Here is a 17407-nt window from a genome sequence, read left to right on the forward strand (position 1 = left end):
CTAGAAAAGATCATTTGACAATTTTGAATCAGCCGATCAATCCAAAGGCGACTGAATTGACATTTTACACAGATGTGAGATACGAACGAGAATACAGCCACATCATTCCTCTCAAGACAAAGCTGCCTGTTCAGTTCAAAACAAAACACCATGGCATCGGAATCAAAATCATTAAGATAGAGCAAAAAGACCGTTCTGTGAATGTTGATTATCAATTTACTGGAGTAGATCAAAAAGAATTAGATCAGGATGTGATGGAGAATATAGGTGAATTCATTGGATTAGGCGATGTTGAAAAGATGAAATCATGGCCCGATCCACAAGCAGACTATGAAAGCGGATATTACTTGAAGGGGAACCATGCGAAGGTGACGAATTTAAAGACAGCTTCCATGCAATCCACCTTTGAATTTGATGATAAGAATTTAGAGACTTTATCATTAAACCATTTTTCTTTTAAAGAATATGGGCTTTATCTTGATTTGACTGAACTGAACATGTTGGCACCACAGAAGGCGATAACGGTAACCATTCCAGTCAAAAAAGAAACATCAAAAGCTAATCGATAAATAAGAAAGCGAACATGATTACACATGTTCGCTTTTTATCTGTTGATGCAGCAGTCGATGACGATTGAACGAGTACCGAATCAACATCAACGCAACAAAACTGGCTAGCCCGCCTATCCAACTTAAATTCGTTACATTTGTATATTGAATAATCAGACCACCCATTGACGATCCGAGCATCATGCCGATATTCATAATTGCTGTATTAAAGCTCAGCACGGTTTCCGATGTTTCGGGTTTTAGGGAGATGAGATAAAATTGCTTCGCTGGTGTTGTCGTCCATGTGGCGGTGCCCCAAATGGCGAGCGTGATGAAGACGCCAACTACAGAAAATTGTGTAAAAGATAATGCAAAGAGCATGAGCATCTGAACTGTGATGCTGATTGAAATGGTTCGGTTTGGTCCCCATTGATCGACAGCGTATCCGCCAAAGCGTGATCCGATAAAAGCAGAAATCCCTAAGACGAGCAAGGCAATGCTTGTCATTTCGAGCGTAAATCCGGATGTCTGTCGCAATAATGGCGAAATGTAGGCAAATACCATTGTGTAACCTAAAATCCAAAAGGCTGTCGTGGCTAAGCCGCTTAACACCCTACGGTCTTGAAGAATTTGCATTTGCTGTTTGAATGGCACATGCGAATGTCCCTCCATAGGCGGTAATAATCGATACAGAAGAAATAAGAGACAAGCGGTTCCTATTGCAATGATGAGAAAAATGGCATGCCAATCTACATATCCTGCTAAAAATGTTCCAATCGGTACACCGAGTACTAGTGAAACTGTAAATCCAGTGATCACCGTGGCCATCGCACTCCCTTTTTTTTCTGGCGGGGCGAGCTGCGCTGCATAATTTGTTGCGAGCACAATATATAAGCCGCCACTCATGGCCATGATGACCCGTGAGAGCATGAGCAGCATAAAGTGATGGCTAAAAAAGGCAAGCACATTCCCTGCTATAAACATGGAAATCGCCGATAAAAGAACCTTTTTTCGATTCAATTTCGATGTGGCCATGACTAAAAAGAGGGCACCCACGGCATAAAAAAGAGAATAGATGGTGATGAGCTGTCCCGCAACCGGGATGGAGATGCGCAGATCGTCAGAAATGATGTCCAGTATGCCTGAAACGACGAATTCTGAAGTGCCTGTGACGAAAGAACCGACGGCTAAAAGAAATATGAGCAATGGATAAGATGTACTTTTCATTTTGAACCCTTCCTTTATGTTGAAACGTTGTATTCATTTTAAATTCCGTGCTAACATAAGTAAAATTGATGTTTTTCATGAAAGGGATGAGTGAATACTCATGAGCTTTGTTCGATTCGAGACGATGGCTAAGGTGGTCGAGCTAGGCAGTTTTACCGCTGCAGCTGAAGCGTTAAATATGACACAGTCTGCCGTGAGTCATGCGGTGGCAAGTTTAGAGACGGAGTGGGGCGTGTCTTTATTCGTGCGTGACCGAAAAAAGGGCATTACGCTGACAGATACCGGTGAAACCCTTCTTCCGCATATAAGAGAAGTGCTAAATCGAGTAGAGAAAATTCAGCAGGAAATTGCACTCACCAAAAATATTGAATCTGGCTTGATTCGGATTGGAACATTTGCCAGTGCATCCGCTTGTTTGTTGCCAAAACTGCTTGTGAGCTATCAGAAAAAGCATCCAAAGATTGAATTTAAATTTTATGAGGGGACATATGAAGAAATATTGGAGTGGCTCGATTCTGGCATTATTGATGTTGGGTTTGTTGTAAAAGGTAAAGCGGATGAAGCGTTTGATCTATTGCCACTTATGAAAGATAAAATGGTGGTCGCCTATCACGAAAATCATCGTTTTAAGCAGCAACCAATTGTAGATATGGAAGAATTAGCGGACGAACCGTTTATTATGCCAACTGGCATGTATCAGTCCCATGTAGAGGATATTTTTTCAGAGGCGCAAATCCAGCCGTCTATTTTATTTGAAGTGCATGATTGTACGACCATTGCCCGCATGGTTGGGGAAGGACTTGGTGTGACGATAGGTCCTGAGTTATTCCTAAAAACGCAGCAACTTGTGCAGATCAGTCATCTGAATGTATCGCATCATCGTGAGGTGGCGCTTGCCTGTCCATCGCTCACGCAAGCTTCTCCTGCTGTGAAGGCATTTTTCGATGTAGCAGAAACGGTTTTTGCCAGAATTCAGTGATGGGTGTATAAAGAACTAGATGTGATTTTCCAAATTCGTGTAATAAGACGAATGAAGCGGACATTTCTTTGAAAAATGTTCGCTTTTTGTATTGTGTTTTAAAAATGAAGTTGGTACAATAGACACAGAAATCAAATAGATAGAAGTCGTATAATGGCGGGGATATGGCCCGCAAGTTTCTACCAAGCTACCGTAAATGGCTTGACTACGTCAATTCACACTCGTTTGATATAAATCATGCATTGTTCTTGTTTGATGTCACGGTCTGAATTCACATTGTAGTCAAGCGTCCCAAAAACTGTTGGGGCGTTTTTTATTTGACTTGTGAATGGGACAGACTAAAGCAAAAGGACATGAAGGGAGTCAGTTGGCTTTGAAACAGTTTTTTCAGTTTGATGAGTTAGGTACGAATTATCGCAGAGAGATCATCGGCGGTTTAACGACATTTTTGTCGATGGCTTACATCTTGTTTGTTAATCCGATCACACTTGCTTTAGTAGCAGTACCGGATTTTCCAGATAAATTACGAATTGATCAGGGGGCTGTCTTTACAGCTACAGCGTTAGCTTCTGCGGCAGGTTGTTTCCTGATGGGATTGATCGCCAGGTACCCGATTGCGATTGCACCAGGTATGGGGCTGAATGCGTTCTTCGCTTTCTCAGTTGTTCTTGGTATGGGGATTTCATGGCAGGCAGCACTTTCCGGTGTGTTTGTTTCAGGATTGATTTTCGTTGCCCTTTCTTTAACAGGTTTTCGTGAAAAAATCATCAATGCCATTCCGAGTGAGCTGAAGCTGGCTGTTGGTGCAGGGATTGGTTTGTTCATTACATTTGTGGGTCTTCAAGGCTCCGGTATTATTGCAAATAACGATAATACGCTCGTTTCGATTGGAAATATTCATAGTGGTCCGGTATTGTTGACGGTATTTGGAATCGTTGTGACTGTCATTTTAATGGTTCTTCGTGTGAATGCAGGTGTCTTCATTGGGATGCTTGTGACAGCTATTGCTGGGATGATCCTTGGTCTTGTACCAGTTCCATCTCAAATTGTAGATAGCATTCCAAGCTTGTCTCCAACTTTTGGTCAAGCCTTGATTCACTTGCCAGACATCTTCTCCATTCAAATGCTTGTGGTTATTTTAACGTTCCTATTCGTTGGATTCTTTGATACAGCTGGTACACTTGTGGCTGTGGCAACGCAGGCTGGTTTAATGAAAAATAATGAGCTGCCGCGTGCAGGAAAAGCGCTTCTGGCGGATTCTTCTTCTATCGTCGTCGGTTCTGTTCTTGGTACATCAACGACGACGTCTTATGTTGAATCTAGTTCAGGTGTTGCTGCGGGTGCCCGCTCTGGTTTTGCAGCTGTCGTGACAGGTATTTTCTTCTTACTTGCGATGTTCTTCTCGCCGCTTTTATCTGTCGTGACACCGAATGTAACGGCACCTGCTTTAATCATTGTCGGTGCACTGATGGTTGCACCTCTTGCGAAGATCGCATGGGATCGTTTTGAAATTGCGGTACCGGCCTTCTTAACCATGATTATGATGCCACTCACATATAGTATTGCAACAGGGATTGCGATTGGTTTCATTTTCTACCCGATCACCATGATCTTTAAAGGAAAAGCAAAAGAAGTGCATCCAATTATGTACGGACTGTTTGTCATCTTTATTCTATATTTTGCTTTCTTAAATCATTAATGGTTTGTCTGAAACAGCAGCTCATGGAGGCTGCTGTTTTTTGTAGGGAAATTTTAAAAACATAGTTGACTTATAGGAATTATGTGTTTATGATAAAAAGACATAATTCGCTGATTGGATCACCAAAGGCGCTTTGATTTCCTTTTTTCTATAGAAGGGTTCAGAGTGCCTTTTTTCTTGCATTCATCATAACGGGAGGGGATGACTTGTCACGCTGGCTTAGGCAGGTGATTGAGCGGAAAAAGCAGGTATTGATTGAGCAGCTCCTTTTATGGGGGCATGAAGAAAAACATGAAGCGCTCATGCATTATACGATTCATGAGCTGGAAAATGAGGTTCTCTATTTAAAGAGCGAAAGCAAAATTAGTGGGATGGGGGATGAGCGATGGATGAACAAAAGCTGAATTTTATTTTATCTGCCTTAAAAGGGATTGAATACGGGTCGGTGGTGATCACCATTCATAATGGACAAATTACACAAGTCGATACGACAGAAAAGACTCGTTTCCCAGCACACCAGGAGAATCTTCGGATTCAGAAAGCAAAGCAGGGGCGCTATCGTTCATGAAAAGTTATGAAAGATGATGAAAAGCTGATCCACTCATCAGCTTTTTTGTTTTGGCTTATTTTCTCACCATTTAAAACCTCTTCATTCTTTTATCCGTCTATTCGTATGAACGTCAAGGAATCTTGACTGAATAGAGAGACTCCGCTACTTTAATAGGAGTCATCCGGACAGGTCACCTGAGCCTGTGCGGATTGTCTGAGATAGGAGTTGATATGGGATGTTAGAGAAAGATCAAGAGCAGGTTACATCTGAAACGAAAAACGAAAACGAAGAGCCATCAATAGATCAAGAAACGAGGCAGTCCCGCCTCAGCCGCAGTGCTGCAAAACGAGGAAGAACGACTAAGCCAGCTGATGAAGAGCGTTCAGCCATTCAGCGCATTGCAAGAAGTGTAGGAGGTGCGTTTAAGCGCTATGGCTCATATGGGCTCGCGATGTTAAAATCACCGAGCCGTGCGATCCATCAAGCGGACACTTTACGCATGAAGTACGCCTGGATTTCAATTGTGTTATTCAGTGTGTTTTTTGCTTTAGGCAACTACGTTCAATTAAAGGCGTCAAAGACCCGTTTATTAGGTTTTGGTATTCATTATTCTTTTGGTGACGCCTTTTTGAAGGTAGCGGTCTTTACACTCATTCTGTTGACACTGATGATGCTGACGGTTTGGGTGCTCGGTAAGTACATGCTGAAAGGGAACATAACGCTGAAAGAAGTGATCATGAAGTTCGGTGCCATGCTTGTGCCGGTTTTGGTTTTATCTATCCTTTGGCTTGTATTTGCCATGCTGAATATTCCATATGTAACGGTGATTTTATCCGTGATGATGTTTTTTGGTCTTCAGCTGATTGCCATTGTGCTCTTCCGCTCCATTCAATCAGAGCAAGAAGCTGTGCGGGGAGACTTGATGTATGCCGGCTGGGTCTTTTTGTTGATTGAGCTCGTCATCATTGCCCTTTTATGGGGCATTGTCGGAGAGTATTTGATCCCATCACTTGTTCCGGTTAGGTTTGGATAGAATACGTTTCAGCGTGTACTCGGTCTTTTTAAAATTCAAAGGTTTTCTATCACGCTGAAAAGAAGACAAAGGGTTAAAATAAAGTATATTTTAGCCCTTTATCAACCATCTAAAGCCTCCTTTTGAAAAAGGAGGTTTTTCATGTTGAGAAGAGGAAAAAACGGGTAAACTCTTGGTAACAAAGACCACCCCTTGTTGTCGAAAGATATATGTGTTTTTCTCGCGCAAATTTGATTGTATCAAGGTTTGTTCTCTAGTAGAATATGGGGTGCTTTATTTGATTTTTAGTGCAGGGGGTTCGAATCGTGCTTCAACAACTTTTATCCAATGCGTTCACCATGGTTTTGATTATTTTAGTGATTAACATTGTTTATGTCTCTTTTTCCACTATGCGTTTAATTTTAACAATGAAAGGCAGAAGGTATGCAGCCGCTTTTGCTGGTACTGTCGAGATGCTGATTTATGTCATTGGTTTGAGTATCGTATTAGATAACTTAGATCAAGTACAAAATGTCATTGCGTATGCGCTAGGTTATGGAATTGGAATCATTGTCGGGATGAAAATTGAAGAGAAGCTGGCACTTGGCTACATTACTGTGAACGTGATTACAAAAGAAATCGATCTAGATCTCCCAAAGCAATTGAGAGAAAAAGGATATGGCGTCACCAACTGGGTAGTAGGAGGTCTTGAAGGAGACCGGTCAGCGATGCAAATTTTAACACCGAGAAAATATGAACTGCAATTATATGAAACGATTAAAACGCTTGATTCAAAGGCGTTTATCATTTCGTATGAGCCCAAAACGATTCATGGCGGCTTCTGGGTGAAGGCTGTGAAGAAAAGGAGAATTAAAGAATGACCGCAAAACCAAAGAAAAAGAAATTCTACGTGGAAGACAACATGACGATTGAACAAGTGTTGTCCCAGATGGCAGAGGAAGGCTACTCACCTGTCCGACGAATGGAGGAGCCCATCTTTCAGGAAAAGAAGGAAAATGGGTCGATTCAGATCATTCCGATTGGGAAAAAAATCGTATTTGAGGGAAAAATACTCTAAATCCGAACATTAAAACGACGACTTCATAGATTGTTCGATAAATCCGTTGACATCATGAACATCCGTTGTTAAGATAAACATGAAATCAAAACACGAGCCTCATATAATCTTGGGAATATGGCCCATAAGTTTCTACCCAGTTACCGTAAATGACTGGACTATGCAGGATAGTGAACAAAACTGACATGGCGTTTTAAAAGCGAACAGCGCTTACCATGGCCCGGTTTGTGTTGCTTCCTAACAATGCAATACAAACCGGGCCTTTTTGTTCGGCGTTTGACAAGCTACTTAGGTTTGGGAAGCGTGTCAAACGATACAAAATCGAATAATAGCTTAAAGGTGGGGACAAAATGAAGCCGCTTGTAGGTGTCATCATGGGAAGTACATCTGATTGGGAAACAATGAAACATGCGTGCGATATCTTAGAGGAATTAAACATTCCGTATGAAAAACAGGTTGTATCCGCACATCGGACACCTGATTTGATGTTTGAATATGCGACTGAAGCAAGAGGTAAAGGACTCAAGGTCATTATTGCCGGTGCTGGAGGCGCAGCACATTTACCGGGGATGGTCGCAGCAAAAACGACACTGCCGGTCATTGGTGTGCCCGTACAATCAAAAGCATTAAACGGGCTGGATTCCTTATTATCCATCGTTCAAATGCCAGGCGGTGTACCTGTTGCCACAGTGGCAATCGGCAAAGCCGGTGCAACAAATGCAGGCCTTTTAGCCGCACAAATGATTTCAGCATTCGATGAAGCCGTTGCAGCACGCCTTGAAGAAAGAAGAGAGCAAACAAAACAAACTGTATTAGAAAGCAGTGATCAGCTTGGCTAAGCAGACCATTTTTCCAAACGCAACCATTGGTATCATCGGCGGCGGACAGCTTGGCAGATACATGGCCGTCAGTGCAAAGCAAATGGGCTACCGGGCAGCAGTTCTTGATCCGGTAAGACATTCTCCTTGTGGACAGGTTGCTGATACAGAAATTACAGCCGCATACAGTGACCTTGAAGCGATCAGGCAGCTGGCGGACATCAGCGATGTGGTCACATATGAATTTGAAAATATTGATTATGATGCACTCAATCAGCTGAAGGAAGAGGCGTATTTACCGCAAGGAAGCGAACTCCTTCTTTTAACCCAAAACCGTGAAACGGAGAAAAAAGGGATTGTAGATGCAGGCTGTGAAGTCGCCCCTTATCGCATCGTTCATGATGAGAAGGAGCTGAAAGATGCAGTAAATGCGCTTGGTTTGCCAGCTGTGCTGAAAACATGCAGAGGCGGTTACGACGGTAAAGGACAGTACGTCATCAAAGAGAAGGATCAGCTTCATGAAGCGGCTGCACTTCTCACGCATGGAACGTGCATCTTAGAAAGCTGGGTTCCTTTCCAAATGGAACTGTCCGTGATTGTGACGCGGTCTGTTCATGGGGAAATTGCGACATTCCCAGTCGCTGAGAACATTCATAAGCACAATATTTTATTCCAAAGCATCGTGCCTGCACGGGTAGAAGGCAGCATTCAGGAGAAAGCAAAAGAGCTGGCAACAACGCTTGCTGAAAAGCTAGGGTTGGTCGGTACGCTTGCTGTTGAACTGTTCCTGACAAATGAAGGGAAGCTGCTTGTCAATGAACTGGCACCGCGTCCACATAACTCTGGACATTACACATTGGATTTATGTGAGACGAGTCAGTTTGAACAGCACATTCGCGCCATATGCGGTTTGCCGCTTGGCGGAACAGCTCTTTTATCAGAGGGTATGATGGTGAATTTGCTGGGCGATGAAGTGGACATCCCAAAAGAACATCCTGAGCTTTTAAAGGAAGCGAAGCTTTATCTATATGGCAAACATGAAGTAAAAGCCGGCCGCAAAATGGGGCATATGACATTTATGAAACAGCTTGATGATGAATGGATGGCAAACATCACAAAGATATGGACTGAAAGAGATGGAGGAAACGGGAAATGATCGAACGTTACGCACGACCAGAAATGTCAGCAATCTGGACAGAGGAAAACAAATTTAATGCATGGCTTGAAGTAGAAATTCTCGCTTGTGAAGCTTGGGCAGAGCTTGGTGTTATTCCAAAAGAAGACGTTGTGACTATGCGTAAGAATGCAAGCTTTGATATTGATCGTATTCTAGAGATTGAACAAGACACGCGCCATGACGTGGTTGCCTTTACGCGTGCTGTATCTGAATCTCTAGGAGAAGAAAGAAAGTGGGTTCATTACGGGCTAACATCTACAGACGTAGTGGATACGGCGCTTTCATATCTATTAAAACAGGCGAACGATATTTTGCTCAAGGACATTGAGAGATTTGTTGACATACTAAAAGAAAAAGCAAAAGAGCACAAATATACAGTCATGATGGGCCGTACACACGGTGTACACGCTGAACCGACAACATTTGGCTTGAAGCTTGCTCTTTGGTACGAGGAAATGAAGCGTAACTTAGAACGTTTTAAACAAGCTAAAGCCGGCATCGAATACGGCAAAATCTCTGGTGCTGTTGGCACATATGCGAACATCGACCCGTTTGTTGAGCAATATGTATGTGAGAAACTTGGCATCAAAGCTGCACCAATCTCCACCCAAACCTTGCAGCGTGACCGTCATGCAGATTACATGGCAACCCTTGCTTTAGTGGCAACAAGCATTGAAAAATTTGCTGTTGAAATTCGTGGTCTTCAAAAGAGTGAAACACGTGAAGTAGAAGAGTTCTTTGCAAAAGGACAAAAAGGATCATCCGCGATGCCTCATAAACGAAACCCGATCGGTTCTGAAAATATGACGGGGATTGCCCGTGTCATCCGTGGTTATATGCTGACTGCTTATGAAAATGTACCGCTTTGGCATGAGCGTGATATTTCTCATTCATCTGCTGAACGCATCATTTTACCAGATGCAACGATTGCACTGAACTATATGCTGAACCGTTTCTCTAACATTGTGAAAAACTTAACGGTTTTCCCTGAAAACATGAAACGCAACATGGACCGCACACTTGGCTTGATCTACTCTCAGCGTGTTCTTCTTGCACTCATTGATACAGGCATGGCACGTGAAGAAGCATATGACACGGTTCAGCCAAAGGCGATGGAAGCTTGGGAGAAACAAGTACCATTCCGTTCATTAGTAGAAGCAGAAGAGAAAATCACTTCACGCTTAACACCTGAACAAATCGCTGACTGCTTCGATTACAACTATCACTTGAAAAATGTCGATATGATTTTCGAACGTCTAGGTCTTGCGTAAGAAATGGGCCGCCTGCTAGTCAGGCGCCTAATCCTGAAAATTGCCAACATTCAAATTAGGAGGCCAATCTGAATGACTGTGAAACAAGAACTTCTCTACGAAGGCAAAGCGAAAAGAATCTATCAGACCGATGACGAGCATATTTTATATGTCGAATATAAAGACTCAGCTACAGCATTTAACGGTGAAAAGAAAGCGGAAATTGAAGGCAAAGGCAGACTGAATAACGAAATTTCTAGCTTGATTTTTCAAATGCTACATGAGAAAGGGATCAACAATCACTTTGTGAAACGCCTATCTGAAACAGAACAGCTCATTCAAAAGGTAGACATCGTACCGCTTGAAGTCGTTGTGCGAAACGTGGTGGCAGGCAGTATGTCAAAGCGTCTTGGGATTCCAGAGGGAACGAAACTGGACACACCTTTGATCGAGTTTTACTACAAAGATGATGCACTCGGCGATCCGCTCATTACAGAAGATCATATTCGCATTTTACATGCAGCGACACCTGAACAGGTGGAGGAAATGAAACAAATCACAAGACAAGTGAATGAAGAATTGAAGCAAATCTTCTCAGATTGCCATGTGAATTTAATTGATTTCAAGCTTGAATTCGGAATAGATCACGAGAATCGTATTTTGCTAGCTGATGAGATTTCACCTGATACGTGCAGGCTTTGGGACAAAGACACAAACGAAAAGCTTGATAAAGACGTGTTCAGACGAAACCTGGGCGGCTTAACAAATGCATACGAAGAAATTTTCAAAAGACTTGGAGGCCATAAACATGTATAAAGTGAAAATTTTTGTCAGCTTAAAAGAGAGCGTTCTTGATCCACAAGGAAGTGCCGTGCAGCACGCTTTGCACAGCATGTCTTATCAGGAAGTAAAGGATGTCCGTATCGGGAAATATATGGAGCTAGTCATTGAGAAATCAGAACGTGACTTAGATACAGTGGTCAAAGAAATGTGTGAAAAATTGCTTGCCAATACGGTGATTGAAGATTACCGCTATGAGGTGGAGGAGGTTGTCGCACAGTGAAGTTTGCAGTGATCGTCTTGCCTGGCTCTAACTGTGATATCGATATGTACCATGCGATTCAAGATGAGTTAGGTGAACAAGTTGAATATGTATGGCACGACGAAACGAGTCTTGATGGTTTTGACGGTGTACTCGTACCAGGCGGTTTCTCTTATGGGGATTACTTAAGATGCGGTGCGATTGCTCGTTTTTCTAACATCATGCCGGCTGTGAAAAAAGCAGCTGCGGAAGGAAAACCTGTTCTTGGTGTTTGTAACGGGTTCCAAATTCTTCAAGAACTTGGCATTCTGCCAGGTGCAATGAGACGGAATAAAGATCTAAAATTTATCTGTCGTCCAGTTGAACTCATTGTAGAGAACAACGAAACGCAATTTACAAGCGGCTATCAAAAAGGTGAATCGATTACGATTCCTGTAGCACACGGTGAAGGTAACTTCTACTGTGACGAAGACACGTTAGCGAAGCTGATTGAACGAGGCCAAATCGCTTTCACTTACGGTGACGATATTAACGGCAGTGTCAATCGAATTGCAGGTGTAACGAATGAACAGGGCAATGTACTCGGCATGATGCCGCACCCTGAGCGCGCGGTTGACTCATTACTAGGCAGCGCAGACGGACTTAAATTGTTTCAATCTATCGTGAAAAATTGGAGGGACACTCATGTCACTACTGCTTGAACCAAGTCACAAGCAAATTAAAGAAGAGAAATTGTATCAGCAAATGGGATTGAGTGATGAAGAATTCGCTTTAATCGAATCCATTATTGGCAGGCTGCCAAACTACACAGAAACGGGTATCTTTTCTGTCATGTGGTCAGAGCATTGCAGTTATAAAAACTCAAAGCCTGTTTTAAGCAAATTCCCGACAAAAGGAGAGCATGTTCTTCAAGGTCCTGGGGAAGGCGCTGGAATCGTTGATATTGGAGACAACCAAGCGGTTGTATTTAAAATCGAATCACATAACCATCCATCTGCAATTGAACCGTATCAAGGAGCGGCAACAGGTGTCGGCGGAATCATCCGTGATGTATTCTCCATGGGTGCTCGTCCAATTGCGGTATTAAACTCTCTTCGTTTTGGTGAACTGACTTCACCGCGCGTGAAGTACTTGTTTGAAGAAGTAGTGGCAGGGATTGCAGGCTATGGAAACTGTATCGGTATTCCAACAGTCGGCGGAGAAGTTCATTTTGATCAAAGTTATGAAGGCAACCCGCTCGTTAACGCGATGTGTGTAGGGTTAATCAACCATGAAGACATCAAGAAAGGGCAGGCAAAAGGTGTTGGCAATACGGTCATGTACGTTGGTGCCAAAACAGGACGTGACGGGATTCACGGTGCAACATTTGCGTCTGAAGAATTTTCTGATGAATCAGAAGAAAAACGTTCAGCGGTTCAAGTCGGCGATCCGTTCATGGAAAAGCTTTTGCTTGAAGCATGTCTTGAAGTCATCAAAAATGATGCGCTTGTGGGCATTCAAGATATGGGAGCGGCTGGCTTAACTAGCTCAAGTGCAGAGATGGCAAGTAAAGCCGGTTCAGGTATCGAAATGAACTTAGACCTGATCCCTCAGCGTGAAACAGGCATGTCAGCGTATGAAATGATGCTGTCTGAATCCCAAGAGAGAATGCTGTTGGTCATTGAAAAAGGCCGTGAGCAAGAAATCATTGATATTTTTGAAAAATACGATCTTGAAGCAGTCTCAGTCGGTCATGTGACAGACGATAAAATGCTTCGTTTACTCCATCAAGGAGAAGTAGTGTGTGAGCTTCCAGTTGATGCACTTGCAGAAGAAGCACCGGTTTATCACAAGCCGTCAAGTGAGCCTGCATACTATCGCGAGTTTTTAGAAACAAAAGTGGAAGCTCCAGCGATCACAGATGCAGCAGATACGTTGAAACAGCTGTTAAAGCAGCCAACGATTGCGAGTAAAGAATGGGTTTACGATCAATACGACTATATGGTTCGTACAAACACTGTCGTTGCACCTGGCTCTGATGCGGGTGTGCTCAGAATCCGTGGGACGAAAAAAGCTCTTGCGATGACAACAGATTGTAACGCACGTTATCTCTACCTTGATCCAGAGGTCGGCGGTAAGATCGCCGTCGCAGAAGCCGCACGTAACATTGTCTGCTCAGGCGCTCGTCCGCTTGCAGTAACAGATAACTTGAACTTCGGTAACCCGGAGAAACCAGAAATCTTCTGGCAGATTGAAAAGTCTGCTGACGGCATTAGCGAAGCTTGCCGTACATTAAGCACACCGGTCATCGGCGGTAACGTCTCTTTATATAACGAGTCAAATGGAACGGCCATTTACCCAACGCCAGTCATTGGCATGGTTGGTTTGATTGAAGATACAGCTCATATTACGACTCAATCGTTCCAACAGGCAGGCGATGTGATTTTCGTCATTGGTGAAACAAAGGAAGAATTTGCAGGCAGTGAGCTTCAAAAAATGACAGAAGGCCGTATCTACGGAAAAGCACCAGAAATTGATTTGGATGTAGAACTGGCGCGTCAAGAAGCCCTATTAGCAGCGATTCAAAACGGACTTGTTCAGTCAGCACATGATGTGTCTGAAGGCGGTCTTGGTGTAGCACTAGCTGAAAGTACATTTGGAACAGATGGTCTTGGCGCTGATATCCAGATCGATCTAAACAGCGCTGCATCACTATTCAGTGAATCACAGTCACGTTTTGTCGTCACAGTGAAACCAGAAAACCGCGAAGCGTTTGCTGCGGCTGTGCAAGATGCAAAAGAAGTCGGAACGGTCACAAATGATGGTGTATTCACTGTCAAAAATCAAGAAGGACAACAATGGATTCATGCGGCAGTCAACGAGCTTGAACGCGCATGGAAAGGAGCGATCCCATGCTTGCTGAAATCAGAGGCTTAAACGAAGAATGTGGCGTCTTTGGGGTTTGGGGACACGAAGAAGCCCCGCAAATCACATATTACGGATTGCATAGCCTTCAGCACCGAGGACAAGAAGGTGCGGGAATTATTGCAACAGACGGTGAAAACTTGACGTCACACAAAGGCCTTGGACTGATTACGGAAGTGTTCCAAAATGGTGAGCTTAAGGATTTAAAGGGAAAAGGTGCGATCGGACACGTTCGGTATGCGACAGCAGGCGGAGGCGGCTTTGAGAATGTGCAGCCCCTCTTCTTCCGCTCTCAAAACAATGGCAGTCTTGCCCTTGCTCATAATGGAAACTTGGTCAATGCAACGCAATTAAAACAGCAGCTAGAGAACCAAGGAAGTATTTTTCAAACGTCTTCTGATACCGAAGTGCTCGCTCACTTAATTAAGCGCAGCGGATATATGGATTTGAAGGATCAAATCAAAAATGCTCTGTCCATGCTAAAAGGAGCTTATGCTTTCTTAATCATGACGGAAACAGAAATGATCGTAGCGCTTGATCCGAACGGATTACGCCCACTTTCACTTGGTATGCTTGGGGATGCTTATGTTGTCGCTTCTGAAACATGTGCCTTTGATGTCGTTGGTGCTACCTATTTACGAGATGTAGAGCCTGGCGAAATGCTGATCATTAATGATGACGGCTTAAAATCTGAGCGTTTCTCGATGAACATTAACCGCAGCATGTGCAGCATGGAATACATTTATTTCTCAAGACCGGACAGCAATATCAATGGCATCAACGTGCATAGTGCGAGAAAGAATCTTGGCAAGAAGCTTGCAGAAGAAGCACATGTCGAAGCAGATGTCGTGACAGGTGTGCCAGACTCCAGTATTTCTGCAGCGATTGGTTATGCCGAAGCAACTGGTATTCCATATGAGCTAGGTTTAATTAAAAACCGTTATGTCGGCCGGACATTTATTCAGCCGTCTCAAGCATTGCGTGAGCAGGGCGTGCGCATGAAGCTGTCTGCAGTGCGCGGGGTGGTCGAAGGCAAACGTGTCGTCATGGTGGATGATTCCATCGTACGTGGAACAACAAGCCGCCGGATTGTGACGATGCTAAGAGAAGCGGGAGCGACGGAAGTGCATGTACGCATTAGTTCACCGCCAATCGCTCATCCGTGTTTTTATGGAATTGATACGTCTACACACGAAGAGCTGATTGCATCATCTCATTCAGTGGAAGAAATTAGACAGGAAATCGGTGCAGACACCATTGCATTTTTATCTGTAGACGGTTTAATGGACGGGATTGGCAGAAAGTATGATGATCCGCAGCGTGGTCAGTGTTTAGCATGCTTTACTGGAAAATACCCGACCGAAATTTATGAAGATACTGTCCTTCCTCATGTGAAGGAAACAGTCCTGACGAAATAATCGAATAATGGAGCAGCAGTCAACGTGATTTGATATGCTGCTCTTTCATTCTGCCGAAAATACATGGAAGACAAGCAGATAAAAGGAGTGAATGGGATGTCAGAAGCATATAAAAACGCCGGTGTCGACATCGAAGCAGGATACGAAGCCGTTAAACGAATGAAAACACACGTAGAACGTACAAAAAGAGCAGGTGTCATGGGGGCTCTAGGCGGATTTGGCGGTATGTTTGATTTATCTGAACTGCCATACAAAAAGCCCGTTCTTGTCTCAGGAACAGATGGTGTTGGTACGAAATTAAAGCTGGCATTTTTAATGGATCAACACGATACGATCGGTGTAGATGCTGTTGCTATGTGTGTGAACGATGTGCTTGCACAAGGGGCAGAGCCGCTCTTTTTCTTAGATTACTTAGCAGTTGGAAAAGCAGATCCTTTGAAAATTGAATCCATCGTCAAAGGTGTAGCTGACGGATGCGAGCAGTCTGGTTCAGCGCTTGTCGGCGGAGAGACAGCAGAAATGCCGGGTCTTTACACAGAAGAAGAATATGATATTGCTGGATTTTCTGTAGGTGTCGTTGAAAAGGATGAAATCGTCACAGGAGAGAACATCAAGGAAGGTCATTTGCTGATTGGACTCAGCTCTAGCGGAATTCATAGCAATGGCTATTCTCTTGTACGAAAAGTATTGCTGGAAGACGCAGGTCTAGACCTTCACCAAACGTATGAACCTTTTACAAGACCGCTTGGAGAAGAGCTGCTGGAACCGACGAAGATTTATGTCAAGCCTGTTCTTAAACAAGTGAAAGCTGGCAAGGTTGACGGTATGGCACATGTGACAGGCGGTGGCTTTATTGAGAACTTACCACGTATGCTGCCTGAAGGGCTTGGTGTTGAGATTGATAATGGCTCATGGCCGGTCCCGCCTATTTTCTCCTTTATTCAAGAAAAAGGGCAATTAAAAGCAGAAGAGATGTTCAATGTATTTAATATGGGTATCGGCTTTGTCCTAGCCGTCAAAGAGGATGATCTCGTCGATGTGATCAGCGGACTTGAACAAGACGGAGAGAAAGCCTTCCTTATCGGACGAGTTCAAAAAGGAGAAGGCGTCACTTTCGGTGGTGGAAGCCTCTCATGAAAAAGTTTGCGATCTTCGCCTCTGGAAGCGGGACAAATTTTCAAGCCATTATTGATACGTTAAAAGAAGAACAGTGGCCGGCAAAAGCCGCCATTGTGATCTGTGATAAACCGGGTGCGAAGGTGCTGGAGCGGGCAGAGAAAGAGGGCATTCCGTCCTTTTCTTTTACGCCGAAGGCTTTCCCGAGTAAAGCCGCTTTTGAGCAAACCATCATTGAACAGCTGAAGCTGCATGAAGTGGAATGGATTTTCCTCGCTGGGTATATGCGACTGATCGGTCCGACATTACTTGACGCATTTAGAGGGAAAATCGTGAATATCCACCCTTCTTTACTGCCAGCATTTCCTGGACTCGATGCGATTGGACAAGCCTATCAAGCAGGAGTCAAAGTAGCTGGCATCACGGTTCATTATGTCGACGAAGGCATGGATACCGGCCCGATTATTGATCAAGCAGCCATTCATATTGAACAAGGGGAAGACCTTGAATCCATTGAAAAAAGAATGCATGAATTAGAACATACACTATATCCAAAAGTGATCAAATCACTTTTAGAATTATCTTAATG

General features: G+C 43.6%; 19 protein-coding genes and 2 riboswitches. Of the genes, 18 read left to right on the forward strand and 1 reads right to left on the reverse strand.

All coding sequences use genetic code 11. The features are described from left to right. Positions 1–14: 14 nt before the first annotated feature. Positions 15–569 carry a hypothetical protein gene (locus tag NST73_RS03270; protein ID WP_342499382.1) on the forward strand — a complete coding sequence of 185 codons (555 nt, stop codon included), beginning with the start codon at positions 15–17 and terminating at the stop codon, positions 567–569. Between the two features lie 18 nt (positions 570–587). Here NST73_RS03270 and NST73_RS03275 read toward each other — a convergent pair whose 3' ends face one another. Then, positions 588–1775, reverse strand: a complete 1188-nt coding sequence (locus tag NST73_RS03275) for an MFS transporter (protein ID WP_135009901.1) — start codon at positions 1773–1775, stop codon at positions 588–590. A gap of 100 nt (positions 1776–1875) precedes the next feature. Here NST73_RS03275 and NST73_RS03280 point away from each other — a divergent pair, with 100 nt between their 5' ends. The 17 genes from NST73_RS03280 (at position 1876) to purN (ending at position 17405) form a co-directional block, all read left to right on the forward strand. Next, the gene (locus NST73_RS03280; RefSeq protein ID WP_135009898.1) at positions 1876–2754 is read left to right on the forward strand and encodes a LysR family transcriptional regulator; all 879 of its coding nucleotides are present in this window, start codon (positions 1876–1878) and stop codon (positions 2752–2754) included. 126 nt (positions 2755–2880) lie between these two features. Further along, positions 2881–2982: riboswitch (purine riboswitch) on the forward strand. A 145-nt stretch (positions 2983–3127) separates the two neighbouring features. Then, positions 3128–4453 carry an NCS2 family permease gene (locus tag NST73_RS03285; RefSeq protein WP_035703624.1) on the forward strand — a complete coding sequence of 442 codons (1326 nt, stop codon included), beginning with the start codon at positions 3128–3130 and terminating at the stop codon, positions 4451–4453. Between the two features lie 206 nt (positions 4454–4659). After that, the gene (locus tag NST73_RS03290) at positions 4660–4857 is read left to right on the forward strand and encodes a hypothetical protein (RefSeq protein ID WP_342499383.1); all 198 of its coding nucleotides are present in this window, start codon (positions 4660–4662) and stop codon (positions 4855–4857) included. After that, positions 4839–5021, forward strand: coding sequence for a YezD family protein (locus NST73_RS03295; protein ID WP_008344304.1), 183 nt, complete (start codon positions 4839–4841; stop codon positions 5019–5021). Before NST73_RS03290 ends, NST73_RS03295 begins: the two co-directional genes overlap by 19 nt. A gap of 217 nt (positions 5022–5238) precedes the next feature. Further along, entirely contained in the window at positions 5239–6036 is a 798-nt protein-coding gene (locus NST73_RS03300; RefSeq protein WP_342499384.1) for a hypothetical protein, read from the forward strand. Between the two features lie 305 nt (positions 6037–6341). Next, the gene (locus tag NST73_RS03305; protein ID WP_008344300.1) at positions 6342–6896 is read left to right on the forward strand and encodes a DUF5698 domain-containing protein; all 555 of its coding nucleotides are present in this window, start codon (positions 6342–6344) and stop codon (positions 6894–6896) included. Beyond that, on the forward strand, positions 6893–7093 hold the full coding sequence (locus NST73_RS03310; RefSeq protein ID WP_017359825.1) for an NETI motif-containing protein: 201 nt from the start codon (positions 6893–6895) through the stop codon (positions 7091–7093). The genes NST73_RS03305 and NST73_RS03310 overlap by 4 nt, the downstream gene beginning before the upstream one ends. 79 nt (positions 7094–7172) lie before the next feature. Next, positions 7173–7274, forward strand: a riboswitch (purine riboswitch). Positions 7275–7443: 169 nt separating this feature from the next. Further along, positions 7444–7932, forward strand: coding sequence for a 5-(carboxyamino)imidazole ribonucleotide mutase (purE, locus tag NST73_RS03315; protein ID WP_017359824.1), 489 nt, complete (start codon positions 7444–7446; stop codon positions 7930–7932). Then, positions 7925–9067 (forward strand): 5-(carboxyamino)imidazole ribonucleotide synthase, encoded by a 1143-nt coding sequence (purK, locus tag NST73_RS03320; protein WP_268413587.1) that lies wholly within the window; start codon positions 7925–7927, stop codon positions 9065–9067. The genes purE and purK overlap by 8 nt, the downstream gene beginning before the upstream one ends. Then, positions 9064–10359, forward strand: a complete 1296-nt coding sequence (gene purB / locus NST73_RS03325) for an adenylosuccinate lyase (RefSeq protein WP_056705698.1) — start codon at positions 9064–9066, stop codon at positions 10357–10359. Before purK ends, purB begins: the two co-directional genes overlap by 4 nt. A 72-nt stretch (positions 10360–10431) precedes the next feature. Continuing rightward, positions 10432–11154 carry a phosphoribosylaminoimidazolesuccinocarboxamide synthase gene (gene purC, locus NST73_RS03330; protein ID WP_007496901.1) on the forward strand — a complete coding sequence of 241 codons (723 nt, stop codon included), beginning with the start codon at positions 10432–10434 and terminating at the stop codon, positions 11152–11154. Continuing rightward, the gene (gene purS, locus NST73_RS03335) at positions 11147–11401 is read left to right on the forward strand and encodes a phosphoribosylformylglycinamidine synthase subunit PurS (protein WP_008344293.1); all 255 of its coding nucleotides are present in this window, start codon (positions 11147–11149) and stop codon (positions 11399–11401) included. The genes purC and purS overlap by 8 nt, the downstream gene beginning before the upstream one ends. After that, positions 11398–12081, forward strand: coding sequence for a phosphoribosylformylglycinamidine synthase subunit PurQ (gene purQ / locus NST73_RS03340; protein ID WP_008344292.1), 684 nt, complete (start codon positions 11398–11400; stop codon positions 12079–12081). Before purS ends, purQ begins: the two co-directional genes overlap by 4 nt. Next, the gene (gene purL, locus NST73_RS03345; protein WP_008344291.1) at positions 12065–14296 is read left to right on the forward strand and encodes a phosphoribosylformylglycinamidine synthase subunit PurL; all 2232 of its coding nucleotides are present in this window, start codon (positions 12065–12067) and stop codon (positions 14294–14296) included. The genes purQ and purL overlap by 17 nt, the downstream gene beginning before the upstream one ends. Further along, positions 14272–15702 (forward strand): amidophosphoribosyltransferase, encoded by a 1431-nt coding sequence (purF, locus tag NST73_RS03350; RefSeq protein ID WP_039168587.1) that lies wholly within the window; start codon positions 14272–14274, stop codon positions 15700–15702. Before purL ends, purF begins: the two co-directional genes overlap by 25 nt. A gap of 96 nt (positions 15703–15798) precedes the next feature. Continuing rightward, positions 15799–16839, forward strand: coding sequence for a phosphoribosylformylglycinamidine cyclo-ligase (purM, locus tag NST73_RS03355; RefSeq protein WP_017366751.1), 1041 nt, complete (start codon positions 15799–15801; stop codon positions 16837–16839). Next, entirely contained in the window at positions 16836–17405 is a 570-nt protein-coding gene (purN, locus tag NST73_RS03360; protein ID WP_008344288.1) for a phosphoribosylglycinamide formyltransferase, read from the forward strand. Before purM ends, purN begins: the two co-directional genes overlap by 4 nt. The last annotated feature ends 2 nt before the right edge of the window (positions 17406–17407 follow it).

The organism is Bacillus sp. FSL W7-1034 (assembly GCF_038593365.1).
In the GTDB taxonomy this organism is placed as follows: Bacteria; Bacillota; Bacilli; order Bacillales; family Bacillaceae; genus Bacillus; species Bacillus altitudinis.

Coding starts and splice junctions, on each gene's coding strand:
- NST73_RS03275 (WP_135009901.1), bottom strand. CDS start 1,775: ATGAAAAGTACATCTTATCCATTGCTCATATTTCTTTTAGCCGTCGGT.
- NST73_RS03280 (WP_135009898.1), top strand. CDS start 1,876: ATGAGCTTTGTTCGATTCGAGACGATGGCTAAGGTGGTCGAGCTAGGC.
- NST73_RS03295 (WP_008344304.1), top strand. CDS start 4,839: ATGGATGAACAAAAGCTGAATTTTATTTTATCTGCCTTAAAAGGGATT.
- NST73_RS03300 (WP_342499384.1), top strand. CDS start 5,239: ATGTTAGAGAAAGATCAAGAGCAGGTTACATCTGAAACGAAAAACGAA.
- NST73_RS03310 (WP_017359825.1), top strand. CDS start 6,893: ATGACCGCAAAACCAAAGAAAAAGAAATTCTACGTGGAAGACAACATG.
- purE (WP_017359824.1), top strand. CDS start 7,444: ATGAAGCCGCTTGTAGGTGTCATCATGGGAAGTACATCTGATTGGGAA.
- purB (WP_056705698.1), top strand. CDS start 9,064: ATGATCGAACGTTACGCACGACCAGAAATGTCAGCAATCTGGACAGAG.
- purC (WP_007496901.1), top strand. CDS start 10,432: ATGACTGTGAAACAAGAACTTCTCTACGAAGGCAAAGCGAAAAGAATC.
- purS (WP_008344293.1), top strand. CDS start 11,147: ATGTATAAAGTGAAAATTTTTGTCAGCTTAAAAGAGAGCGTTCTTGAT.
- purL (WP_008344291.1), top strand. CDS start 12,065: ATGTCACTACTGCTTGAACCAAGTCACAAGCAAATTAAAGAAGAGAAA.
- purF (WP_039168587.1), top strand. CDS start 14,272: ATGCTTGCTGAAATCAGAGGCTTAAACGAAGAATGTGGCGTCTTTGGG.
- purM (WP_017366751.1), top strand. CDS start 15,799: ATGTCAGAAGCATATAAAAACGCCGGTGTCGACATCGAAGCAGGATAC.
- purN (WP_008344288.1), top strand. CDS start 16,836: ATGAAAAAGTTTGCGATCTTCGCCTCTGGAAGCGGGACAAATTTTCAA.